The 21,544-nt window shown below is 64.0% G+C and carries 22 protein-coding genes; 10 read left to right on the top strand and 12 right to left on the bottom strand.

From position 1 onward, the window contains the following. Positions 1 to 14: 14 nt before the first annotated feature. The 3 genes from L6639_RS26595 to L6639_RS43100 all read right to left on the bottom strand — a co-directional run bounded on the left by L6639_RS26595 (position 15) and on the right by L6639_RS43100 (position 3,535). Positions 15 to 821 carry a WecB/TagA/CpsF family glycosyltransferase gene (locus L6639_RS26595; RefSeq protein WP_237864585.1) on the bottom strand — a complete coding sequence of 269 codons (807 nt, stop codon included), beginning with the start codon at positions 819 to 821 and terminating at the stop codon, positions 15 to 17. Further along, positions 814 to 3,105 carry a GumC family protein gene (locus tag L6639_RS26590; protein ID WP_237864584.1) on the bottom strand — a complete coding sequence of 764 codons (2,292 nt, stop codon included), beginning with the start codon at positions 3,103 to 3,105 and terminating at the stop codon, positions 814 to 816. The genes L6639_RS26595 and L6639_RS26590 overlap by 8 nt, the downstream gene beginning before the upstream one ends. A gap of 295 nt (positions 3,106 to 3,400) precedes the next feature. Next, positions 3,401 to 3,535: a hypothetical protein gene (locus L6639_RS43100; RefSeq protein ID WP_276575759.1), complete on the bottom strand. Its 135-nt coding sequence runs from the start codon at positions 3,533 to 3,535 to the stop codon at positions 3,401 to 3,403. Between the two features lie 392 nt (positions 3,536 to 3,927). Between L6639_RS43100 and L6639_RS26585 the strand changes: the two genes are divergently transcribed. Next, the gene (locus L6639_RS26585; RefSeq protein WP_237864583.1) at positions 3,928 to 4,956 is read left to right on the top strand and encodes a glycosyltransferase family 2 protein; all 1,029 of its coding nucleotides are present in this window, start codon (positions 3,928 to 3,930) and stop codon (positions 4,954 to 4,956) included. Between the two features lie 18 nt (positions 4,957 to 4,974). On the opposite strand, the gene L6639_RS26580 is transcribed toward L6639_RS26585, so the two are convergent. Then, positions 4,975 to 5,946 (bottom strand): glycosyltransferase, encoded by a 972-nt coding sequence (locus tag L6639_RS26580; RefSeq protein ID WP_377803072.1) that lies wholly within the window; start codon positions 5,944 to 5,946, stop codon positions 4,975 to 4,977. 232 nt (positions 5,947 to 6,178) lie between these two features. On the opposite strand from L6639_RS26580, the gene L6639_RS26575 reads away from it, so the two are divergent. From L6639_RS26575 to L6639_RS26560, 4 genes are all read left to right on the top strand, one after another. Then, complete coding sequence (locus L6639_RS26575) at positions 6,179 to 7,246, top strand: glycosyltransferase family 1 protein (RefSeq protein WP_237864582.1); 1,068 nt, start codon at positions 6,179 to 6,181, stop codon at positions 7,244 to 7,246. A 51-nt stretch (positions 7,247 to 7,297) separates the two neighbouring features. Then, positions 7,298 to 8,650 (top strand): O-antigen ligase family protein, encoded by a 1,353-nt coding sequence (locus tag L6639_RS26570; RefSeq protein ID WP_237864581.1) that lies wholly within the window; start codon positions 7,298 to 7,300, stop codon positions 8,648 to 8,650. Positions 8,651 to 8,784: 134 nt separating this feature from the next. After that, positions 8,785 to 9,927: a GNAT family N-acetyltransferase gene (locus tag L6639_RS26565; RefSeq protein ID WP_237864580.1), complete on the top strand. Its 1,143-nt coding sequence runs from the start codon at positions 8,785 to 8,787 to the stop codon at positions 9,925 to 9,927. A 75-nt stretch (positions 9,928 to 10,002) separates the two neighbouring features. After that, positions 10,003 to 10,887, top strand: coding sequence for a protein-L-isoaspartate O-methyltransferase family protein (locus L6639_RS26560; RefSeq protein ID WP_237864579.1), 885 nt, complete (start codon positions 10,003 to 10,005; stop codon positions 10,885 to 10,887). Between the two features lie 262 nt (positions 10,888 to 11,149). On the opposite strand, the gene wrbA is transcribed toward L6639_RS26560, so the two are convergent. Genes wrbA through L6639_RS26545 form a run of 3 tightly spaced genes read right to left on the bottom strand, consistent with a single transcriptional unit; the run spans position 11,150 to position 13,281 of the window. Beyond that, positions 11,150 to 11,749 (bottom strand): NAD(P)H:quinone oxidoreductase, encoded by a 600-nt coding sequence (wrbA, locus tag L6639_RS26555; protein ID WP_237864578.1) that lies wholly within the window; start codon positions 11,747 to 11,749, stop codon positions 11,150 to 11,152. Positions 11,750 to 11,793: 44 nt separating this feature from the next. Next, on the bottom strand, positions 11,794 to 12,492 hold the full coding sequence (locus L6639_RS26550; protein ID WP_237864577.1) for a pirin family protein: 699 nt from the start codon (positions 12,490 to 12,492) through the stop codon (positions 11,794 to 11,796). Between the two features lie 36 nt (positions 12,493 to 12,528). Then, positions 12,529 to 13,281 (bottom strand): SDR family NAD(P)-dependent oxidoreductase, encoded by a 753-nt coding sequence (locus L6639_RS26545; RefSeq protein WP_237864576.1) that lies wholly within the window; start codon positions 13,279 to 13,281, stop codon positions 12,529 to 12,531. Between the two features lie 116 nt (positions 13,282 to 13,397). Between L6639_RS26545 and L6639_RS26540 the strand changes: the two genes are divergently transcribed. Both L6639_RS26540 and L6639_RS26535 read left to right on the top strand, forming a co-directional pair. Next, entirely contained in the window at positions 13,398 to 14,333 is a 936-nt protein-coding gene (locus tag L6639_RS26540; RefSeq protein ID WP_237864575.1) for a LysR family transcriptional regulator, read from the top strand. Between the two features lie 80 nt (positions 14,334 to 14,413). Continuing rightward, the gene (locus L6639_RS26535; protein ID WP_237864574.1) at positions 14,414 to 14,935 is read left to right on the top strand and encodes an REP-associated tyrosine transposase; all 522 of its coding nucleotides are present in this window, start codon (positions 14,414 to 14,416) and stop codon (positions 14,933 to 14,935) included. A 68-nt stretch (positions 14,936 to 15,003) separates the two neighbouring features. Here the strand turns inward: L6639_RS26535 and L6639_RS26530 are convergent, their stop codons facing one another. Beyond that, positions 15,004 to 15,261 carry a hypothetical protein gene (locus L6639_RS26530; RefSeq protein ID WP_237864573.1) on the bottom strand — a complete coding sequence of 86 codons (258 nt, stop codon included), beginning with the start codon at positions 15,259 to 15,261 and terminating at the stop codon, positions 15,004 to 15,006. A gap of 169 nt (positions 15,262 to 15,430) precedes the next feature. Between L6639_RS26530 and L6639_RS26525 the strand changes: the two genes are divergently transcribed. Both L6639_RS26525 and L6639_RS26520 read left to right on the top strand, forming a co-directional pair. Further along, the gene (locus tag L6639_RS26525; RefSeq protein WP_237864663.1) at positions 15,431 to 16,417 is read left to right on the top strand and encodes a tripartite tricarboxylate transporter substrate binding protein; all 987 of its coding nucleotides are present in this window, start codon (positions 15,431 to 15,433) and stop codon (positions 16,415 to 16,417) included. 95 nt (positions 16,418 to 16,512) lie between these two features. Continuing rightward, a complete protein-coding gene (locus L6639_RS26520) occupies positions 16,513 to 16,866 on the top strand; it encodes a hypothetical protein (RefSeq protein ID WP_237864572.1) in 354 nt (117 codons plus the stop codon). A 6-nt stretch (positions 16,867 to 16,872) separates the two neighbouring features. On the opposite strand, the gene L6639_RS26515 is transcribed toward L6639_RS26520, so the two are convergent. Continuing rightward, positions 16,873 to 17,697, bottom strand: a complete 825-nt coding sequence (locus tag L6639_RS26515; protein WP_237864571.1) for an adenylate/guanylate cyclase domain-containing protein — start codon at positions 17,695 to 17,697, stop codon at positions 16,873 to 16,875. Positions 17,698 to 17,861: 164 nt separating this feature from the next. Between L6639_RS26515 and L6639_RS26510 the strand changes: the two genes are divergently transcribed. Then, the gene (locus L6639_RS26510) at positions 17,862 to 18,104 is read left to right on the top strand and encodes a hypothetical protein (RefSeq protein ID WP_237864570.1); all 243 of its coding nucleotides are present in this window, start codon (positions 17,862 to 17,864) and stop codon (positions 18,102 to 18,104) included. A 96-nt stretch (positions 18,105 to 18,200) separates the two neighbouring features. Here the strand turns inward: L6639_RS26510 and L6639_RS26505 are convergent, their stop codons facing one another. From L6639_RS26505 to L6639_RS26495, 3 genes are all read right to left on the bottom strand, one after another. Further along, positions 18,201 to 18,668, bottom strand: coding sequence for a YbaK/EbsC family protein (locus L6639_RS26505; RefSeq protein ID WP_237864569.1), 468 nt, complete (start codon positions 18,666 to 18,668; stop codon positions 18,201 to 18,203). Between the two features lie 21 nt (positions 18,669 to 18,689). Continuing rightward, positions 18,690 to 19,430 carry a haloacid dehalogenase type II gene (locus L6639_RS26500; protein WP_237864568.1) on the bottom strand — a complete coding sequence of 247 codons (741 nt, stop codon included), beginning with the start codon at positions 19,428 to 19,430 and terminating at the stop codon, positions 18,690 to 18,692. Positions 19,431 to 19,639: 209 nt separating this feature from the next. Next, complete coding sequence (locus L6639_RS26495) at positions 19,640 to 21,490, bottom strand: caspase family protein (RefSeq protein WP_237864567.1); 1,851 nt, start codon at positions 21,488 to 21,490, stop codon at positions 19,640 to 19,642. Positions 21,491 to 21,544 lie beyond the last annotated feature (54 nt).

Below are 21,544 nucleotides of genomic sequence, written 5' to 3'. Positions count from 1 at the left end.
ATGCGCTACGCGTCCTAGCGATTGAATGGCCGTCTGCGGCTGAACAGAAGATAGATCGCGCGGGGGTTGGTGGTCATATAGCGCCAGAACAGACGGCGCGGCTCGAGCCAGGTCCGCCAGGCCCATTCAAGCCCGACCCTCTGCATCCATCGCGGCGCGCGGGAGCGGCTGCCCGACAGGAAGTTGAACAGGCCGCCCGACGTCTTGATGACGCCGACATTGGTGAGCAGCGGCGTGTATTCCTCGACGAAGGCCTGCTCGTTGGGTACGCCGAGCGCGACCCACAGGAAGTCGGGCGCGAGCGCGTTGATCTCGTCGACCTTGGCCCGCAGCGCTTCGCCATCGAGATAGCCATGACTGTGTCCGACGATCTTGAGCCTCGGATACATGTTCTGGACACGCCGGACGGCCGCGGCGTTCTCCTCCTCGTTGGCGCCGAACATGTAGAAGGTGCGACCGGTCACCTCCGCCTTGCGCGCGACGACATGGAACAGGTCGGTCGTGGCCACGCGCTCGGGCAATGGAAACCAGGACTGCAGCTTCGAGGCCGCCACCAGCGGCTGCCCGTCGGCATTGATCAGATCGGCGGCGCGGAACAGACGCTCGGTCTGCGGCTCGGTCGAACAGCGCGCCAGCACCTCGCCATTGGCAGAGGTCAGATACAGCGGGCGGCTGATGCGATGACGTTCATCGGTCGCCTCGATCATGAAGTCGGCGGTTGCTTCCAGGTCGAGTGCGGCCATGCGCAGGCCGCCGATCGTGATCCGGGGCACGTCGGCGGTCGCGGCCCGACCTTCAAGATTGACGCGGCGCTCAAGCATATTGTTTGCCTCGCTGGCGCGTTTGGATCGCCGGGGGGAGCTCGTCGAGCACGACGCCGACGAGCTTGCGCTGGGCGGTGCCGAGCGCGGTCAGGATTTCTTCCATGCTGTCGTTGATGTCGAGGCTGGTCGGCAGCACCGCTACCAGCGCGTCAGTGCCATCGAGCAGCTTGCGGCCGGCAGCCGAGAGCGGCATCGCGGGGCCGTCGAGAACGACGAGGTCATAGCCGCCGGCCGCACGCGCCTGCGCGATTGCCTTGCGGATGGCGTCGGCTGCCTTGCCGGCATCGCTCTCGGTCGCCGGCAGCACCGAGATGCCGTTCACGGTCTTGATCTCGCGCGCGGCCTTGCTGCCGATCGAGAGCCAGCCCGCCTTGCCGGCTTCGGTCTTGCCTGGGCGCTTGACCTTGCTCGAGAGCGCGTGCGCTTGATGATCCGCATCGATCATCAGCACGCGGCTGCCGTCGCGCGCGGCGGCAAGCGCAAAATTCAGCGCGGACACACTGCGCCCCGTGGTCTGGCCGGCCCCCACGAGCGCGATCACTTGCATCGTCTTGCTGCCGGTAAGGCGCGCTATCGCCGCACGCATGTCGCGCAGGGCGTTGAGGAGGGTCGTCAACGGAAATCCGGGGCGAAGCGTCGGCCAGCCGATTCGGGTCAGATCGACGCCGCTGCCGGTTGCAAGAATGGCGCCGAGCGTGCGGATCACGTCGGCCTCCTGGAGCCGGGCGATCGTTGGCTTCTCGACCAGCGCAAGCGCGGGCGGAGGCGCGGCGGCCTCGATCTGGGGCTTGGCATCGTCAGGCGCTGGGTTACGCTCGCGGCGGTTCGGCTCGGGGGCGGTCGCGCCATTGAACAGATGCTCGGCCGCGACGAACCAGAAGGCGGCGGCAAGCCCACCGAACATGAAGCCGATCATCGCGAACAGGCTCATGCCAGGCGGGAACGAGCGGCGCTGCGGTATGGTGGCCTCGCCAATGACGCGTGCCGCCGAGGTATTCAGGGTTTCCTGTTCCTCGGTCTCGCGCGAGCGCTTGAGGAAGGACTGATAGACGTCGCGGCTGGCGTCGGCCTCGCGCTCGAGCTCGCGCAGGCGCACGGCCGCCTGGCTGAGCTGCACGCTCTGCCGCTTCTGCACATCCAGCGCCCGGTTGAGTGAGGCTTCGTAGTCGCGGGCGCGGGTCAGATCGTTCTTGGCGGACAGTGCGAAGCGATCGATCTCTTCGTTGATGGTGCGCTTGAGATCCTCGACCTGCTTCTCGGTCTGCCGCAGCGCCGGGTGGCGCGGGCCGAGCTCGGCGGTCTGCTCCGCATATTTCTTGCGGGCATCGGCATATTGCGCGCGCAAATTGGCGATAGTCGGCGATTGCAGCGCTTCGGGAATCGCGCCTGCATCCGCGGCGGTCCGCTTGTTTGCCTCGATCTGGTCCAGCCGCGCTTGTGCGTCCATCGTCGCCGCTCGGGCCGCTGACAGCCGCTGGTTGCTGGAGGAGAGTTGCTGATCGGAGATCAACGAATCCTGGGTGCCGACGAAATTGTTCTGCGCCTTGTAGGTGGCAAGCGCGGTCTCGGCATTGCGCAGCCGCTCGCGCAGCTCCTTCAGCCGGCCGGACAATTCGCTGGTGGCGCGCCGCGCCGCCAGGGCCTGGGAGTTGCGGGACTCCGTGAGGTAGGTGTTGGTCAGGGTGTTGGCGAGCATCGCCGCCTTCGCCGGATCGGTCGACCAGACCTCGATGTCGACGATGAAGCTCTTTTCGGTCTTGCGGATGGTGATGTGCTTGTTCAGCGCGTCGAGTGCGGCGAGCTGCACCTCCTTGGTTTCCGCAGCGGAGGGCGCGCGGAGCTGGAAGCCGATCAGGCCGAGCAGGGACGAAGCCAGCGTCTTGCCGTCGCTGCCGCCGAATTCTGGATCCTTGTCGAGACCTGCCTGCTGGATCACCTGCAGCAACACGCTGTTGGAGGTGATGAGGCGCGCCTGGCTCTCCACCAGCATGGACATGCCGGAGACGTCCTGCGCGCGCGGCGTCAGCTCGCGATCGACCAGCTGAAGCTCGCGCGGGTCGACATAGAGCTGGGAGGTCGCGGTGTAGCGGGGTGTCAGGCTCTTGCCGGCAGCAACGGCGAGGCACGCGCCGATCAGTGCCGCGGAGGCAATCGCGATCTTGCGCCGCCACAGCAGGTTGGCGAGCTCCAGCACGTTGAAGCTGGACTCGGATCTCCGCTGCGGGACTTCCGACCCGGTCGGATTTTTGGCCCGATCAATCGGCTGGTTGTAGTCAAGCATAGTCCCCAGCTTTCATTCCAACGGTCGCGGGCTGAGGGGTTACTCTTCGCTTTACGCCTCGCACCGGGGATATAGGCGCGCAATCAACGCAACAGGGAAAATTAACCATACTCATTGAGGGACTATTCACCGAAATGGCAAACAAAGCGTTTAAGCGCGGGCCGCCATTAGCCGCGACGTTGTGCCGCCTCAGTGCCGGCAGCCCCCCAGTGATTAACGGTTCGTTACCATGCGTGCCCAGCGGCGCGCACGCGCCCGGCATCTTGACTTGGCGGCCGGTCAACGCGCTCATGGCTCAGCGCCTCCGCAGATTGACGTAATGGTCGCCGCGCCGGAGATCGGTACCACGCGGCAGCACGGCGGCGCCATCGAACGCTTCGAGCTTCGGTTGCGTCGCTGTCGCGAGATCGATCGTGGCGGACTCGTTCATTGTTTTCCAACCGCGCTTGTTCGACTCAAATTTACAGGAAAAGTGTCGCGATCTCGAAGAGCAAATCTGATGCCGCGGGACGTCACCGATCACGGTGCTTACAGGCGGGTTAATCGGCCCCCACGTTAACTACGGCATTGTCCATGTTGATCCGTTGACGCCTGATGGACTGTGAATTGCAGTATCACACACAAGGGAATTTGCAGGGCAAAACACGCGAAAGCGGTTAAACCTATGACGAAGCGTCTCATCGTCGACAGATCTGTGTCCGCGGTGCAGTTTGAGTGCCCTTGCGGTCCGCTCGTTCTGGGACGCTTCTGTCCCGCGCGGCCGTGCCGTCGCGGGACAGTGGACGCAGGGCTTTTTCAACATATCTCAGGCATTGGAATGCAATGACGCTGATCCCGACAGATTTGTCCGCCCGCCGGATCTCGGAAACGTTGCGCGATCCCTTCAGGGAGATCGTGGCGAGTTCGCGCGTCATCGACCTCTCGGTCGGCATCGTCGTCTGCATTCCCTGTTTCCGGCGCCCCGAGCATCTGCGGCTGACGCTGGACTCGCTGGTCGATCAGCGCACGCCGCGCTCCTTCGCGGTGGTGATGGTCGAGAACGATGCGGCAGGGCGCGCGAGCGCGCCGGTGGCTGCGGAATACCTCGCCGACGGCAAACTCCAGGGCATCTGTCTGGTCGAGAAGCGGCAGGGCAATTGCCAGGCGATCAACGCCGCGTTCGAGACGGCGCAGGCGGTGTTTCCCGCCGCGACCCGCTTCCTGATGATCGACGACGACGAGATCGCTTCGCCCGATTGGCTCGAGCTGATGGTTCGCACGGCGGAGGCGACCGGCGCCGACATTGTCGGCGGACCGGTGCTGCCGGTGTTTGACGATGACAGCCGGCCCTGGCTCGCGCGTCATCCCGCTTTCTGTCCTGCCTACGATTACACCGGGGCCGTGCCGATGATCTATGGCTGCGGCAATTGCCTGATCACGCGCGGCGCGTTCGACCGGCTCGGCAGCCCCGCCTTCGACCTGCAATTCAATTTTCTCGGCGGCGGCGATTGCGACTTCTTCTATCGCGGCCGCAATGCCGGCATGATCTTCCACTGGACCGCGGAAGCCATCATCACCGAGACCGTGCCGCAAAGCCGCACCAGCTTCGGCTGGATCGCCAGGCGGGGCCTGCGCATCGGGGTGATCAACTACCGTGCGCGATCCAAGGCCGCACACGGTGCGGCGGCACGGGCGCGCCTGTTTGCGCAGACGCTCGGACGGCTGCCGCTGTCTCTGGGGCGCTCGGTCCGACTGCTGACGTCATCGAGGGCCGTCGTGGCGATGCATCCCTTGCTGGTGGCCGTCGGGTCCGCGCTTGCGGCATTCGGCTTCGATCCGAAGCCTTATGAGGCCTCGAAGATCGTCTCCTGACGCGTTCGCGCCGAGACGCTAGATCCCAAAATAGGAAAGCGCGATCTTGATCGCGGACCGCGGCATTGCCTTGAGCGATCGCTGCCCGACCATGCCGAGATAGGCAAGCGCCTCGCGATATCGTCCGAAGCGGACTGCCTGCGTCGCAGCATAGGTGACGAGATGGATCTCGGCCGCCTGCCGTAGCCGCGCTGCGGCCCCTGATGGCAGCTTGCCAAGGATGAGTTCGTCATCGAATACGCGCGCCACCGCCGGAAAGAAATCCTGCGGCGTCCGTACTGCCGCATTCATCGTATTGGCCGTGTGCAGCCGATAGTCGAGCAGTAGCTCTGGCACATAGGCGAACTCGCCTGCTGCGGCGAGCCGGCACCAGCAGTGCCAGTCCTCGCAATAGCGCAGCGAAACGTCGAAGCCGCCGGTAGCGCTGAAGGCATCAAGGCGGACGAGCATGATGCCGCCGTTGACGATGAAATTGCCGCTGGCGAGCCGCTCCAGCACGTGGCCCGAAGGCTTTTGGCGTCCTTTCAGCAGGTCGCGGTGGCCGATCGTCCGCCCGGCGCTGTCGATGGTGTTGTAGTCGCCATAGACCAGCACCGCCTGCGGCGCGGTCCTGGCCGTTGCCAGCAATGTCGTCACCGCGTCAGGTCGCAGGCGATCATCCGCATCGAGGAAGAGCAGCCAGTCCCCGCGTGCGTTGCGGGCGCCGAGGTTGCGCGCTGCCGACACGCCGCTGGCGTCGTTCCGCATCAGGCGCAGCCGCGGATCGCGGATGGCGCCGACGATTGCGTCCGTGCCGTCGGTCGAGCCATCGTCGACGACGATGATCTCGCTGACGCCGCCCTGCATGAGCGCGCTCTCGATGGCTTCGCCGATATAGGCCGCGGCATTCTTCGCGGGGATGACAACCGACACCACCGGCGACGTCGCGCGCGCATCCGCCGCCACTGGTGCTGCGGTCGGTGCATCGAGCATGGCGTCGGCGAGAGGCAAGCGGGGGCTCGTCGTGTTTAAGGATCTGTTAACCAGGCGACCTGCGGCCGCAGTCCTGGCGCGCGCAGATGATACCCGGATAAGAGCGAAATCGTTGTTGCGAAGGCGGCCCAAGTCATCGGTTTCGTAGATTAGCGTTAAGCCTGTGGCGTTAAGTCTGTCGCTGGTTTCGAGAGGTGCGATGGCCGGTCTCGTGCGAAACTGCAGGCCCAGATGCCGCGGATGGATGAAAGTGCCCGCAAAGACGTTCGACTACGATCCCGACGACATGATCCTCAACCTGTTCTATGAGGACAAGGACGATCGCTGGTTTCCGGGCGACCGCCATCTGCGTCGCATGGCGCGCAAGATGCTGTTCGGTGAGCCGCGCATGAGCGGGCAGCTGCGCGTCTTCCTTAATCTCTGTGCCGGACTTGACCGGCTCGGCATCCGCTATCGTGTCAACGACTACGGCTACATCGCGCAGCACCCGGAAGAAGTCGCCTGCATCATCGGCCGCGCCTTCCTGCTCGACAAGTTTGCGTGGAAGAACCCGATCCTGCTTGGCGTTTGCGCCTATAACCATCCGTTCGACGATCCTGACCTGTTCAAGCGGCTTCCAGTCCGGAAATTCCTGGTGCCCGGTCCGTGGTATGCCGAGATGTACAGGCCCCATTGGCCTGAGACGGAAGCCTGGCCCGTCGGCATCGACACGGATCAGTGGGCGCCGTCGCGCCCGCACGACAAGACCGTCGACGTTCTGCTCTACGACAAGATCAGCTTGGATCGCGAGCGCTACGTTCCGGAGCTGGTCGAGGCAGTGCGCGCCCGGTTGACGAAGGAAGGCCGCTCCTTCACCGAGCTGCGTTACGGCAGCTACCAGGAGGAGGATTACAGGTCCGCGCTGGCACGCTCGCGCGCGATGATCTTCCTGTGCCAGAACGAGAGCCAGGGCATCGCCTATCAGCAGGCGCTGTCCTGCGGCGTGCCGGTGTTCGCCTGGGATCCCGGCGGCCCGTGGCGTGACCCCGACTATTATCCACATCGGGTCGAGTTCGGGCCCGTCTCGTCGGTGCCCTATTGGGATGATCGCTGCGGGCTCAAGTTCACTGACCGCGCCGGCTTCGAGGAGCGCTGGACCGATTTCTGGGCCGGCTGCACCGCCGGCAAATTCGATCCGCGCGGCTACATCCTGGACAATCTGACGCTGGAGCAGCGCGCGCTGCAATATTACGAGATCGCGCGAAGCGTCGCGCGGCAAAGCCGGGTTCCTGCCGCTGCCGATGTGCTGGTTGACGGATGGTTAACGGGGATGGGCTAGACCCGGGTTGACCTTTTGGGGTCCCCCATCGTCCCGTCAGGCCTTTGAGGCATGGATCGCAGCGCCGCAGACATGACTGACGTCGAGGCCCGCTCGCTGGGCCAGGCGCTGCGCGATGCGCTGGCGAAGTTCAACGTCGTGAACGCGGCACGTTGCCTTGTCGCTGTCGCGGCCCTGCTGCTGGTCCTGATCACGCTCGATCCGTTTCCCGATCTGCGCAATCCCGACGTTGCCACCGTGGTCAGCGGAAGATTGGCAACAACCTACATCTCGTTCGGATTGCTGGCCGCGATCGCGGTGCTGCTGACCTTCACGGCCGACGCGCCCTCGCTCGGAAGCCTGGTCACGCCGCTGCATCTTTGCCTGATCGGCTGGATGATGATCAATCTCGCATTCTCCGAGAGTCGCGAGATTTCGATTCAGCGCTTCGTGCTCGCGGCCAGCGCAACCACGCTTGCCGTCCTGCTGCCGCTGCTGCCGCCGACGCAGCGAAGCTTCAATCTGTGCCTCGGCGGCGCCGCGCTGGCGCTGCTGGTGGTGTGCTATCTCGGTGTCGTCCTGGCCCCGCAATATTCGATGCACACCGCGCTCGACATCACCGAGCCGCAGCTTGCCGGCGATTGGCGTGGCAGCTTTGGCCACAAGAACATCGCTTCGCCCGTGATGTCCATCCTGGTCTATGTCGGCATTTACCTGTCGGCCATGGGCTCTTTCGTGATGGGGCCGGCGATCGCGCTGCTTTCCGGCATCTTCCTGATCTTCACCGGCGGCAAGACGTCGTCGGTGCTGTGCCTTGTGATCTATGCCCTGGCATCGCTGGTCTACGCTATCAGGAGCCTGTGGCTGAAGCGGATCATCTGCTTCGCGCCGCTGATCGTGATGAACCTGCTGACGGTCGGCAGCGTCGTGAGCCCGGTGCTCGGCAGCATCACGCGGGCGCTTCCGATCGACCCCACCTTCACGGGCCGGTCCGAGATCTGGGAGTTTGCGCTCGGAGCCGTTGCGGAAAGGCCGATCACCGGTCATGGCTATGCGGCGTTCTGGGACGGCGCGGCGGAGGGGAAGACCATCCAGGGCTCGGAATGGGCGGTGACTGCGGCGCACAGCCACAACAGCTATCTCGACCTTGCCGTCACGATCGGCCTGCCGGGCCTTCTACTCGTCATCCTCATCTTCGTGCTCGCACCACTGCGCAATTTCCAGGAGGTCCAGGCCCACAACCGCAGCAATGCGCTGGGTAAGCTGTTCCTGACCATCTGGCTGTTCGGGCTCTACTTCGGAACGACCGAAACCTTCCTGGTCGAGCGCCAGAATCCGGTCTGGTTCATGTTCGCGCTTGCGGTCGCAGGGCTGCACTTCCTGGCCAGGTTCCAATGCGTCGCGCAAAGGGAACCCGATCGCTGACAATTTGTCGCAGCCGCAAGAAACACGTGCGCGCAGGCTGACGGTAACCGCTTAACGATAAGCAGCGACGTAACTTGTAGTCCGCGGCAAAACATAATCTATCTGGACGTGTTCAGTAACCGTATGCCCCGCAAATGGCGTTTCTCAGCGTCGAGCAACTAAACGGTCAGGTATCCAGCACGTCGGGAATCTCAGTCGATTTCCTGCGCGACTGGCGGCAGGCTGCATTGCGCCTGAACGCGGGACATCGCACCGCATTTCAACATGGTTACTGGCTGGGCGCGTGGTACGCCGCGTTTCACGGCGTCGCGCCGCTGATCGCTGTCATCACCGACGCGGCGACAGCTAAGGACATCGCCATCGTGCCGATGTTCAACCACACCAGGCGCGGCATCCGTATCGTTGAGTTTGCCGATCTCGGCGTCTCCGACAACAACGCTCCGATCGTTGCTGGCGATGCGAGTTTCGATGCGGCCGGCGCAGAGGCGATCAGCGCGGCGCTGGTTGACGGCCTGCGCGCCTTGCCCGATCGTTTCGACCTGCTTCGCTTCAAGAAGATGCCGGCCTATGTCGGCGGCAAGCCGAACCCGCTGGTGTCGCTCGGCCGCTCCGGCTCCTGCTCTCTCAACGGCAATCTCGTGCTGACCGGTGACGACTATGCGGACTATCAGGCCTCGATCAAGCGCATGCAGATGCCGCGCTGCTGGCGCGTGTTCAGCCGCCATGCCGGCGCCCGGTTCGAGATCGCCACCGACATTGCCCGCGCACACGAGCTTCTGGACGTGATCGACATCCAGCAGCAGGAGCGCATGCAGCAGCTCGGCTTGCGGTTCGTCCTCAATGACGCGGTCCATGGCCGCTTCTATCGCGATGTCGCCCGGCAGGGCGTTGCGGAGGGCTATGCGGTGATTTCGGCTCTGGTCTGCGACGAGGGCATCGTCGCGACCACGTTCGGTGTCAGATACGGCGCGACCTATTACTTGCTGCGGATCGGCCATGCCGGCAAGCCGTGGGCGAATTGCTCGCCGGGGCTGCTCGTGACCGAGCGCACCATGGCGGCGCTGCATGCGCAAGGCGTGCGGCGCTTCGATCTCAGCATCGGCAATCACGACTACAAGCGCCGCTTCGGCGCCGAGCCGGTGCCGCTGACCGATGTCAGCGTCGCGCTGTCATGGCGCGGGCTGCCCTTTGTCTTGCGCGACCATGCCGCGCAGGGACTGCGCCGTCATCCAAGGCTTGCCGCACTGGCCGCGCGGGCCATGGGCAAGGCGCGCTGAACCGTCGCCGGTTGCAGCGGTCACTCGAATATCGCGTTAATTGTGCTATCGTGATCGCCTCAGCCAGGAGGCGACATGCACGATCGTTCGGACAAGTATCGCGCGTTCTTTGCGCAGCTGATCTGCGCCGCGGCCAGAGTCACGGACCCTCGTCTCGAACAGGCCTTTCGCAATGTGAAGCGCGAACCCTTCGCCGGACCCGGGCCATGGTCGATCACATTGGGCGGGCATCCCTATGTCGTGACGCCGGATGACGATCCCGCCTTCCTCTATCAGAATACGCTGCTGGCGCTGGATCCGGCGCGGGGCATCAACATCGGCATGCCCGGTGCGCACGCCCATTGGCTCAGCGGCTGCGGTGTCAAAGAGGGCGAGACCGTGCTCCAGATCGGCGCGGGCACGGGCTACTACACCGCGGTCCTCGCCGAGCTTGCCGGGCCCAGCGGCCGCGTCTACGCCTACGAGATCGACGCGCACCTTGCGGGGCTTGCGCGCGAGAATTTGAAGGACATCGCCAATGTCGAGCTGCGTGACCGCTCGGGCGTTGCCTCCGATCTGCCTGATGTCGACGTGATCTATGTTTGCGCAGGCGCGGCGCAGCCGGCGACCGAATGGCTGGAGGCGTTGCGGCCCGGCGGCCGGCTGGTGTTTCCGCTGGCCCCGACGGGCGTGCTCGGCGGCATGTTGATGATCACGCGCCCGCAGCAGGGCGCGGCCTGGCCGGCGAAATTCCTGAGCCGGGCCCAGTTCATCGGCTGCGCGGGACTACAGGATGCGGAGGCAGGCCGGCGGCTCGCCGAGGCGTTTGCAAAGGGCTGGGAGAGTGTGCGGTCGCTGCGGCGAGGGGATGCGCCGGACGAGACTTGCTGGTTCGCCGGCGACGGCTGGTGGCTTTCAACGGCGCCCGCATCTGCGCCTGATATCAGCATCCCACCGCACGCGGACATCACGCGGGCGTGAGGGATTACGATCCCGTGCACTCCGCGCAGTGAAAACGTCCACGCGAGGCTCGGAACAGGCTGCGGCAATACCAGCGTCGCGCGAGAGCCTGGGCCGGCCTGCGGATCATCTGCGCAATCAAGAGAAGTTCGAAAGCCATTCGTCTAATAAGTCCTGCGTGTCGTGAGCCGTGTCGTTGCTGCTCACATAGATGGGGCGGCATTCCCGTCAGAGAATGCCGCCTGTGTCGCATCTGCCATGCGGCAGATCGTGAGGCTTAAGCTTAACCGTGCAGCTTCTTCGCGGTCTCCGCGATCTGGCGGCCCTGATAGCGCGCGCCAGCCAGCTCATTGGCGCTGGGCTGGCGGCTGCCGTCGCCGCCGGTGATCGTGGTGGCGCCATAGGGCGCACCGCCGGTGACCTCGTCGAGCTTCATCTGGCCGGCAAAGCCATAGTTCATGCCGACGATCACCATGCCGAAATGCAGGAGGTTGGTGATGATAGAGAACAGCGTCGTCTCCTGGCCGCCATGCTGGGTCGCGGTCGACGTGAAGGCACCGCCGACCTTGCCGTGCAGCGCGCCCTTGGCCCAGAGCCCGCCGGCCTGGTCCAAAAAGTTCGCCATCTGCGAGGCCATGCGGCCGAAGCGGGTGCCGGTGCCGACGATGATCGCGTCGTAATTGGCGAGGTCTTCGATCTTGGCGACAGGGGCGGCCTGGTCGACCTTGTAATACGAGGCCTTCGCGACTTCGGCCGGCACCAGCTCAGGCACGCGCTTGATGTCGACGGTGGCGCCGGTTTCGCGCGCACCTTCCGCGACGGCATTCGCCATCGCTTCGATATGGCCATAGGCGGAATAATAGAGGACGAGAACTTTGGTCATGGTGGTCTCCGTTGGGATTGGATGCGATGGCTCGTTGTTGGGTGTTACGCGGCGTCGACGAGCACGAGCTCGGAGTCTTCCAGCGCCGTGATTGTCAGCTTGCTCTCGTCGCGGATCGCGGCACCGTCGCGGGCATTGACGCGCACGCCGTTGATCTCGACCGCGCCTGCCGCCGGCACCAGATACAGGTGCCGCGCCTTCTGCGGTTCGTACTCCGCACTCTCGCCGGCTTTCAGCGTGGTGGCAAGCACCCGCGCATCGGCGCGGATCGGCAGCGCGTCGGTGTCTTCAGCGATGCCGCTCGCGATGGTGACGAGCTTGCCTGAGCGATCAGCCTTGGGGAACGGCTTTGAGCCCCAGGTCGGCTGTCCGCCGCGCGCCACAGGCTCGATCCAGATCTGGAAGATCCGCGTCCTGGTCGGCTCGAGATTGTACTCGGAATGGCGGATGCCGCTGCCGGCACTCATCACCTGCACGTCGCCCGCCTCGGTGCGGCCCTCGTTGCCGAGGCTGTCCTGATGGGTGATCGCGCCCTCACGTACATAGGTGATGATCTCCATGTTGGCGTGGGGATGGGCGGGAAAGCCGGTGTTCGGCGCGATCTCGTCGTCGTTCCACACCCGCAAGGCGCCGTGGCCCATGTTGTTCGGGTCATAGTGACTTGCGAAGGAGAAATGATGTTTTGCTTTCAGCCAGCCGTGATCGGCGCCGCCGAGTTTTGCGAAAGGTCTGAGTTCGATCATTTGCATAGTCCTTGTGTGAGTAGGTTGGCGCCTTGATCAGGCGCCGAACCCGCCGTCGACATTGAGCACGGTGCCGGTGACGAAGGAGGCTTCCGGGCTTGCGAGGAAGACGACGCCGGCGGCGACTTCCTCGGGGCGGCCGAAGCGCTGCAACGCGTGCTGCTTGCGTTGCGCTTCGGCGAAATCGCGGTCGTCATCCGGATTCATGTCGGTGTTGATCGAGCCGGGCTGCACCACGTTGACGGTGATGCCGCGCGGGCCGAGGTCGCGTGCCGCGCCCTTGGTGTAGCCGACGACGGCCGCCTTGGTGGCAACGTAGTCGGCAAGGCCCGGGAACGTGGCACGGTCGGCGAGCATGGAGCCGACGGTGACGATGCGGCCGCCTTCACCCATCAACCGCGAGGCGGCGCGGATCGCCGCGATCACGCCGTGAACGTTGACCTGGTCCTGCCGTTCCAGCGCGCCGGTATCCGCATTGGCATCGTCGGTCGCGCCGCCGGCGGCGACGCCGGCATTGTTGACGAGGATGTCGAGATGGCCGAATTCCCTGGCGACGTCGTTGACGAGCTTCGTCACGTCCTTGGCCGAGGCTTGATCGGCCTTGAAGGCGCGAGCCTTGACGCCGCGGGCCTTCAATTCGGTGACGACAGCTTCGGCCTTGTCCGGCGAAGCCAGGTAGCTGATGGCGACGTCAGCGCCTTCATCGGCGAGCGCGCGGGCCGAGGCCGCGCCGATGCCGCGCGAGCCGCCGGTGACGAGGGCAACCTTGCCTGAGAGCTTCTTGGTCATTGGATTTCTCCAGTCCGTCAATTTCTGATGGGCCTTGGATAAGCCTCCGCCTGTGGTATAGAAATAGAAACTGTTGAAACATATTGTTTCCTAATATAACCCTGCGGACCCTCGCCATGGCCAAACTCCCCGATTTCGAGGCGCTCGCGATTTTCGCAAAAGTCGTGGAATTACGGTCGTTTGCCGGGGCCGCGAGCGAGCTCACGATGTCCAAGGCCACGGTGTCCAAGGCGGTCACCCGCCTGGAGGAGCGGCTTGGCGCCCGTCTGTTCAACCGCACCTCGCGCCGCCTTGCGCTGACCGACGCCGGCCACAAGCTCGCCGATCGCGCCACGCGCCTGCTCGCTGATGGTGAGGCCGCAGAGAACGAGGCGCTGGCGCAATCGGTGGCGCCGCGCGGCCTGGTACGGCTTGCGGTGCCCATGACGTTCGGCATCAAGGCGGTGGCGCCGCTGTTGCCGGAGTTTTTCGAGACCTATCCGGAGGTCTCGGTCGATCTGCATTTGAGCGATGCCACCGTCGATCTGATCGGCGAAGGTTTCGACATGGCGGTGCGGATCGCGCGGCTGCCGGATTCCTCGCTGATCGCGCGGCGGCTCTTCACCATGCCGCGCTTCACGGTCGCGGCGCCGTCCTATCTGAAGAAGCACGGCCGCCCGACGCATCCGATGCATCTCGCCCAGCACAAATGCTTCAGCTACGCCTATCTCTCGACGCCCAATATCTGGCACTACACCAATTCCGCCGGCGAGCAGGCCAGCGTCCGCCCCGGCGGCCTGCTTCGCGTCAACAACGGCGAAGCGCTGATGCCGTCGCTCCTATCAGGCCTCGGCATCGCGGAGCTACCTGAGTTCATCGTCGGCGATGCCATCTCTTCCGGCGCCGTCGAAGTGATCCTGAAAGACTGGAAGCAGGCCGAAGGCGCCGTGCACCTCGTCACCCCACCCGGCGGCCCGAGGCCCGCGCGAGTCGAGGCGCTCGGCGAATTTCTTGCCGCGAAGCTGCCGGGGACGTGCAAGCGGAAGCCGAAGAAGGGTGGCAAAACCGGTTAGCTACTACTGTATCCTCAGAGCAGCTATCGTAGGGTGGGCAAAGCGAAGCGTGCCCACGTCTTTGCTCGGGGGGATCGCGAGTGTCTCGATATCGGCGCGTACGAGGGAGGACGTTCTTCTTCACCGTTGTGCTCGAAGACAGGTCGAGCACGCTGCTCGTCGATCAAGCTGATCGCCTGAGACGAATGTACCGAACCGTCTTTGAGCGCCAGCCATTCGAGACGATCGCAATCTGTATTCTGCCGGACCATCTCCATGCGATCTGGACGCTGCCGGAGGGCGACGTCGACTTTTCATCGCGTTGGAATCTGATCAAGGGCGGATTCTCGCGGGGCTTACAGGCTGTCGCGCCTTCGATGAGCAAATTGAAGAAGCGCGAGAAGGGCATTTGGCAGCGCCGCTATTGGGAGCATGCAATTCGCGATGACGCGGATCTGGAACGACACGTTGATTACATTCATTTCAACCCAGTGAAGCATGGCCTCGTGACGCCGGTGCGCGATTGGTCTCTCAGCAGTTTCCATCGCTACGTCAAGCAGGGAGCACTTCCCGTGGATTGGGGCGGTGATATGCGGGATATTGCGGGGCAATTCGGCGAGTGACGCGGGCACGGCGCGCGAAGAGCGCGCCTTTGCCCACCCTACGGAATCTCGCAATGACGGTCTTCCAGCTACGACACCTTCACGCCGTCGATCGCGACGATCCGCAGGCTCGGCTTCAGCGTCTTCTCCAGCTCCGACTTCAACTCATGCACCCGCGGGTCGGTCGAGCGCGCGGCGCACACCGCGTATTGATGCACGGATTGCGTCAGGGCGCGGCGCGCCTCCGGCGTGCGCGTCAGTTCGGGCTTCGAAAGCCGCAGGACGATCGCCGCCAAATTCACCAGCATCTCGTCCAGGGCGACATCGATGGTCGCAAGTTTTCCCATAACACTCCCTCCACACTCGCCCTCGCAGGGCAACGGAGGGTGGAGGGATGCGTTCCGGACGAGGCCGAACATGGCTAACACTTCGTAAACGGCTTGTTCTTGCGGACCGTGACGCTAGGCTGGGAGGGAAACAAGAAAACAAGGGGAGGGGGCTGCCATGAATCGACGTATGGATCGACGTGACGTCTTGCGCGCGGTTGCCGCGTTGCCATTGTTGCGGGCCGCGTTGCCGGCGCAGGCCTTCGCGCAAGCCTACCCCGTTCGCAACATCACCATGATCGTGCCATTCCCCGCCGGCGGCCAGGCCGATCTCGCGGCGCGCCCGGTGGCGCAGGCGCTGGAGCGGATTCTCGGCAAGTCCGTCATCGTCGACAACCGCGCCGGCGGCGCCGGCGGATCGGTCGGCAACGCTGCGGCGGCGCGCGCCGAGCCCGATGGCTACACCCTGCTGATGGCCTTGTCCTCGCTCGCGGTGCTGCCCGAGGCCGACCGGCTGTTCGACCGCCCCGTCGCCTACGAGATGTCGCAGTTCATGCCGATCGCGCGCGTGCTGGCCGATCCGACGCTGCTCGCGGTGCCGACCTCGGCACCATGGAAGACGGCGCAGGAGTTCGTAGCGGATGCGAAGAAGCGTCCCGGCCAGATCACCTATGGCTCGTCCGGTCCCTACGGCACGCTGCATGTGGCGATGGAGATGTTCGCAAACAGCGCCGATATCAAATTGCTGCACGTGCCGTTCCGCGGTGCGGGGCCAGCGCTGACCGCGCTGCTCAGCGGCACCGTGCAGGCGATCGCGGCCGCACCGGGCACGCTGAAGCCGCAGGTCGACGACGGCAAGCTGCGCGTGCTCGGCAATTGCGGCGCGCAGCGCATCGCGAGCTTCCCCGACGTGCCGACCTTCCAGGAGCTCGGCTACAAGGATGTCGAGATGTACATCTGGGCCGGGCTGTTTGCACAGAGCGCGCTTCCCGCACCGATCGCGAGCCGCTTGCGCGAAGCGATGGCGCAAGTGATGACGAGCCCGGACGTGCTCAAGACCTTCGACGCGTCGGGTAGCCTCGTCGCGTATCAGGATGCGCCCGATTTCGCCAAGTTCGTCGCGACCGACAGCGCAAGGCTGATCGCGGCGGTGAAGAAGATTGGCAGGGTGGAATAGGTTCCAGCCGCTTCCTCACATTTTGTTGTTGGTCCAGAACCTGTCCGCGCCTCATTGATTGAAGACAAGTCGAGCGAGTTGGAAGGATCGGAACCATGCGAACAGAGCGGATTGCGCTGGGTGTGGCGCTCGCGATTGGCGGCATCGTCGCGCAGAGCGCAGCATTCGCCGAGGAATATCGCGGAACCATGGAGCAGCAGATGGCCTGCACGCCTGATGTCTGGCGCCTGTGCAGCGACCAGATTCCGGATGTGAGCCGCATCACCGCTTGCTTGCGGCAGAACACGCCGCAACTCTCCAGTGGCTGCCGCGCCGTGTTCGAGTCCAACAACCAGATGCCGCCGCAACAGCAGGTCCCGCGCAATCGCGCCGCACCGCCGCCGACGCGCTACAACAATGCGCCGTCGCCGCAGGTGCAGCCACGGCCTTATGATGATGACGACGATTAGCGCTGCCTAGCGCCTGTCCTGTTCAGGTCGACGTCCGAGCACCATCCGCAAGGCGGCGCCGAACAGAATGACCGCGACTGGCCAATGGAACCAGATTTTGTGCCCGCCAGAGAACAGATTGATCATGATCAGGAAGGCGGACACCGTGAGCGCCACCGCAACCGGCCGGGGCAGCTTTCCCAGCCAATCCGAAACGGCATTGGTGGACGATGATGGCTCGCGCCTGTCGCCCATCCGCGGAGCGCGCGCGCTCTCCGAGGGCGTTCGGTTTTCCTCCATCGGGATGCTGGCATGCCCGGCGGCTTGGCCGCCCAGGGTCACCCGATAGCTGGTCAGGGGCGCGATGTTCTTCATCGGGCGCTGGCCGAGACAGTCGAAGCCAACGGACAGTTTGTTGTGCACCTGATCGTAGACGGAGCTCGAGATCACGACCCCGCCGGGGTCAGCGAGCTCCTGCAGCCGTGATGCGATATTGACGCCGTCACCATAGATGTTGGTGCCGTCCACCATCACGTCGCCGAGGTTGATGCCGATGCGAAACCGCATCGCGTTCGCTTGAGGCGCGGCCGATTCCTGATCGGATATTTCCTGCTGAATCTCGATCGCGGATTGGACGGCCTCGACCACGCTGGCGAATTCGGCGATCACGGCATCGCCCCAGGTGTTCACGATGCGGCCGTCATGGCGCTCGACCAGTCGGGCAATGGCCGCGCGGGAGCGGCGGAGCGCTTCCAGCGTTCCGGCCTCGTCCGCTTCCATGAGACGGGAATAGCCGTACACGTCAGCGCACAGCACGGTGGTCAGTCGTCGTTTCACCTTGTCATCGGGCATGGTCCTCATCCTAGCCTCCCTGACCGGCAAATGCATCAGGCATCGCATCTGGCGCCGTCGCGGTTCAGCGACCGGTCGTCCCGTCCCGAAACCGTCACGTCTGTGCAACGAATTGCCGTCGGCCAAGTTGATTGCGGTCGGAAGCTGTCGATTGGAGGAATGTCATGTCCAAGACCGAATCCAAGACCAAATCCATGACCAGAATTCCTGCTGCACTTTGCGTGTTTGGCGCGATATTGCTCGGAGCACCTGCAATGGCAGCTCCAGTCACTGCTTTGTCCGGAGCCGCCAAGCCGATGGCGCAGGAGAACGACCTGGTGCAAGCGCGATTCGGCTGGCACTGGGGCTGGGGCCATTCGCACCGCGCGAACTATCGCTGCCGGCCCTACTGCGGCTGGGGCGGCTAGAGCGAAATGCGTTTCGGTTGAATCGGTGCAATCCGCGAGCTCCGACACCTCTCCTCGCTGGGGAGAGGTGTCGCAGGCCGACCGATCGAACCCGCGTTATGGCCTGTGCTCGCAGACGTCGACCCATTCCGCTGCGGTCAGCTCGGCCATCCGATCGGGCGTGATGCGCACGGCGCTGTGGGTCGAGCCCGCGGCCGGCACCACCACGTCGTACGCCTTCAGCGAAATGTCACAATAGACCGGCAGCGGCGATTTCAGGCCGAACGGGCAGACGCCGCCGACCTCGTGGCCGGTGATGTCGGCGACCTCTTCCAGTCCCAGCATCTTCGGCTTGCCGCCGAACTGCGCCTTTACCTTCTTGTTGTCCATGCGCGAGGTGCCGGCCGCGACGATCAGGATCACGCGCTCGCCGACGCGCAAGGACAGCGTCTTGGCAATCATGCCGGGCTCGACGCCATAGGCTTCGGCGGCCAGCGTCACGGTCGCCGAGCTGATCGGGGATTCCATGACTGATATGTCGGGGGCTTTCTCGGCGAAGAAGGCGCGAACGGATTCCAGGCTCATTCCAGTTGGCTCATCGAGGACTTACGGGCGGGCGGCAATCGCGGGCAGGTCCGAAAGCGAACGAACACGATAATCCGGCGCAAAGCCGAGCTCGTCCATCTGGGTGCGGATCGCCTTGAACATGGTCAGCGGTGCCACGAGTTCGGTCTCGACGCAAGCCAGCGCCATCGCCTCCGGCGTCACCCGCTCGATCCAGGCGACGTTCAGCCCGAACGCCTTGGCACCGGCGACGTCCCAGGGATTGGAGGAGACGAACAGCACCTCGCCAGGCGCGGTGCCGAGCACCTCGCCGATCAGCTCATAGGCCTGTGGGCTCGGCTTGAAGATCTTCTTGGCATCGACGCTGATGGTGGCGTCGAGCAGGCGGTCGAGCCCGGAATTGCGCACCAGCGCGTTCAGCATATCCGGGCTGCCATTGGAGAGGATGGCCAGCTTTCGCGGTCTCAAGGCCTCGAGCGCGGCGGTCGCGTCCGGATAGAGATCGAGATGCAGATATTTTTCGATGATCCGCTCGAAGGCCTCGTTCTCGTACGCCAGCCCAAGCACGCGCAGCGTATAAGCCAGCGAGTCGCGCGTGACGGCAGAAAAATCCTGGTAGCGCCGCATCAGCGAGCGCAGCCAGGTGTATTCGAGCTGCTTGATCCGCCAGACCTGCGTGATGATCTCGCCATAGCCCGGAAACGCATCCTCGGTGATCTCAGCGACCGACTGGATGTCGTAGAGCGTTCCGTAGGCATCGAAGACGACGGCTTTGAGATTCATCGGCTGTCCTTCCGGGCGGTGTAGTCACAAGAACCCCGCTTGGGGGCGTGCGCGTATCGTCAGCTTACCAGAGCACAGCAGACGCCGGCCACCGCAAGCGTGATCGCGGCTTGTGGACGCAGTGCAGATGTTGGCTGTTTCGCTGACCGCTCTTCCGGGCTTGGTTCAAGTTCCGAAATGCGGCCGTCGCCACTGTAGAATGCGTCACGCTAGTCGCACACTTCGGTAGCGAAGTTGGTAGCAGATGTGCTGAAATATTTTCGCTGCTCGATGCGACATCCGGGCTTGACGGGCCGGCAACCGGCACTCGAGCAGATCATCTGGCCGCTCGATCTCGCCTGCGGTTTCGAAGGCGTTGACTCGACCTGCTTTCGCTCGTCGTCCGCTCCTTTCGGCGATTCACGAGTCGCCACTGGCTTCTTGTCTTGGCCCCTCTCGCATTCGTTGTCACCATTGAGGTGATAATTTGCCCGGCAGGTGATCTTGACGCAGGTGTCGCCATCAGCCCTGAAGCCGTGCTCGCAGACAAGCGGACAAACCCGACCAGGCCTGGCCTTGATCGCATCGAGCGCTTCGAAGCTCGCCAGCTTGGTGTCGAATTTTGTTCCGGCAAACTTGTTAAACAGCGTCAGGGAGCGCTGGGAGGCATTGCTCCAGTCGCCGTCAGTTGCGCCCGTCATACAACCGACACGGCGCAGCTCAGACTGCACCAGCTTGATCGTCTCTTGAGGCGAGAGGGATGGCTGCGATGGCGTGGGCGGAAGGTCCGCAACCTTCATGGCGTTGTCGTTCTTGTCCTTGGTTTCCGTCGCCGCCTGCTTCTGCGCTGTAAGTTCGGCAGCAGCCTTCTCTCGGGCAATGCTGTCGGCTAGCGCGGTCTCGGCCGCCTGCTTTTCGGCAAGTGCCTTGGCGACTGCAGCTTCCGCCTCCTTGCGCCGCTGCTCGGCCTCTGCTGCCTTCGCCTCTTCAACCCGTTTGGCCTTTTCTGCCGCAAGCCGGTTGTCCTCGGCAGCCTTCGCGGCCGCCGCGGCCTTCTCCTGTTCGGCCTTGTTGGCGCGATCGGCGGCCAGACGTGCCTTCTCCTGCTCCGCCTGTCGGGCCTTGTCTACCGCCTCAGCGCGGGCTTCCTCGGCCGCGATCTTGTTGAGCTGGCCCTTGGCGAGACCGGCGTAGAATCCATCGGGATATTGGGTCAGGAACACGGTCCAGCCATCGCGGGTACCGAGTTGAAGCGCGAATTCGTAGTCGCGGCGAACGGCCTCCTGCGGATCGGCTTGCGCTCCCACTGCCGGTGCGGCCGGGACCAGAGACAGATCTTCGCCGCCGAGCGAACCGTAGACGTAAGGCTCTTGATGATAGGCCGTGCTCCTGAGAACGTCGTCGCGGACGAAGCCAAAGGCTTTGCGGAGATCGAGCCCTGGTTTTGGCAGGCGTTCGACCACGGCAATTGCAAATGGGCTGTTCTTCGAGTCTCCGTCCGACGCCGTCGAGCCCGCCTTGGCGGCAAAAGCGATCATCGTATTCGGACTCGACGGCTCGACCTTGGCAAGACCGCGACCGATAGAACGGCTGGCCACGGTGCGTTTCATAGTTCCGGCGAACGGGTTGTCCCGGCAGGCATCGAGAATGACGAGGCGAAGCTGCTTGGCTGGTTCGATCGTCGCCAGGATACGGTCGAGCGGAAGTGCCTCGTCGTAGACGTCCGTATCGACTTCCAGCGCGGCATCGGTCGGGACCAAATAGTTGATGCCATCGACCTCAATCCCGTGGCCTGCGTAATAAACAACGGCGATGTCGGCATCCCGGCTCCGGAGGCCAAATTCCCTCAGCGCTTTCCGCGTCTCGGCAATGTTGAGGTCAGTCTTGATCTCGACGAGATCGAATCCAGCGTTCCTGAACATGCCGCCAACCAAGGCGGCGTCATTCACAGGGTTCGCCAGCTTCGGCACGCTCTTGTAGGCGGAATTGCCGATCACCAGCGCGACCCGGCGTTCGGCATGGGCCGAACCGAACGTCAAGCAAAGCAAAAAGATTAAGAAAAACCAGCGAGGTGTGCGCATGGAAGCCCCGATTATGTGCACAGGGTATTTGCAGCTTGCCATAATGCAAGTGGG

Origin of the sequence: Bradyrhizobium zhengyangense (assembly GCF_022012555.1) — a bacterium.
Taxonomy (GTDB): Bacteria; Pseudomonadota; Alphaproteobacteria; order Rhizobiales; family Xanthobacteraceae; genus Bradyrhizobium; species Bradyrhizobium zhengyangense.
The sequence above is the reverse complement of the archived record's forward strand: the minus strand, read 5'-3'. Positions and strand labels throughout refer to the sequence as shown.

Excerpts from the sequence above, each read along its gene's own strand:
- L6639_RS26590 (WP_237864584.1), bottom strand. The coding sequence starts at position 3,105 with ATGCTTGACTACAACCAGCCGATTGATCGGGCCAAAAATCCGACCGGG.
- L6639_RS26525 (WP_237864663.1), top strand. The coding sequence starts at position 15,431 with ATGGATCGACGTGACGTCTTGCGCGCGGTTGCCGCGTTGCCATTGTTG.
- L6639_RS26560 (WP_237864579.1), top strand. The coding sequence starts at position 10,003 with ATGCACGATCGTTCGGACAAGTATCGCGCGTTCTTTGCGCAGCTGATC.
- L6639_RS26510 (WP_237864570.1), top strand. The coding sequence starts at position 17,862 with ATGTCCAAGACCGAATCCAAGACCAAATCCATGACCAGAATTCCTGCT.
- L6639_RS26565 (WP_237864580.1), top strand. The coding sequence starts at position 8,785 with ATGGCGTTTCTCAGCGTCGAGCAACTAAACGGTCAGGTATCCAGCACG.
- wrbA (WP_237864578.1), bottom strand. The coding sequence starts at position 11,749 with ATGACCAAAGTTCTCGTCCTCTATTATTCCGCCTATGGCCATATCGAA.
- L6639_RS26500 (WP_237864568.1), bottom strand. The coding sequence starts at position 19,430 with ATGAATCTCAAAGCCGTCGTCTTCGATGCCTACGGAACGCTCTACGAC.
- L6639_RS26585 (WP_237864583.1), top strand. The coding sequence starts at position 3,928 with ATGACGCTGATCCCGACAGATTTGTCCGCCCGCCGGATCTCGGAAACG.
- L6639_RS26520 (WP_237864572.1), top strand. The coding sequence starts at position 16,513 with ATGCGAACAGAGCGGATTGCGCTGGGTGTGGCGCTCGCGATTGGCGGC.
- L6639_RS26570 (WP_237864581.1), top strand. The coding sequence starts at position 7,298 with ATGGATCGCAGCGCCGCAGACATGACTGACGTCGAGGCCCGCTCGCTG.
- L6639_RS26505 (WP_237864569.1), bottom strand. The coding sequence starts at position 18,668 with ATGAGCCTGGAATCCGTTCGCGCCTTCTTCGCCGAGAAAGCCCCCGAC.
- L6639_RS26495 (WP_237864567.1), bottom strand. The coding sequence starts at position 21,490 with ATGCGCACACCTCGCTGGTTTTTCTTAATCTTTTTGCTTTGCTTGACG.
- L6639_RS26540 (WP_237864575.1), top strand. The coding sequence starts at position 13,398 with ATGGCCAAACTCCCCGATTTCGAGGCGCTCGCGATTTTCGCAAAAGTC.
- L6639_RS26530 (WP_237864573.1), bottom strand. The coding sequence starts at position 15,261 with ATGGGAAAACTTGCGACCATCGATGTCGCCCTGGACGAGATGCTGGTG.
- L6639_RS26545 (WP_237864576.1), bottom strand. The coding sequence starts at position 13,281 with ATGACCAAGAAGCTCTCAGGCAAGGTTGCCCTCGTCACCGGCGGCTCG.
- L6639_RS26595 (WP_237864585.1), bottom strand. The coding sequence starts at position 821 with ATGCTTGAGCGCCGCGTCAATCTTGAAGGTCGGGCCGCGACCGCCGAC.
- L6639_RS43100 (WP_276575759.1), bottom strand. The coding sequence starts at position 3,535 with ATGAACGAGTCCGCCACGATCGATCTCGCGACAGCGACGCAACCGAAG.
- L6639_RS26515 (WP_237864571.1), bottom strand. The coding sequence starts at position 17,697 with ATGCCCGATGACAAGGTGAAACGACGACTGACCACCGTGCTGTGCGCT.
- L6639_RS26550 (WP_237864577.1), bottom strand. The coding sequence starts at position 12,492 with ATGATCGAACTCAGACCTTTCGCAAAACTCGGCGGCGCCGATCACGGC.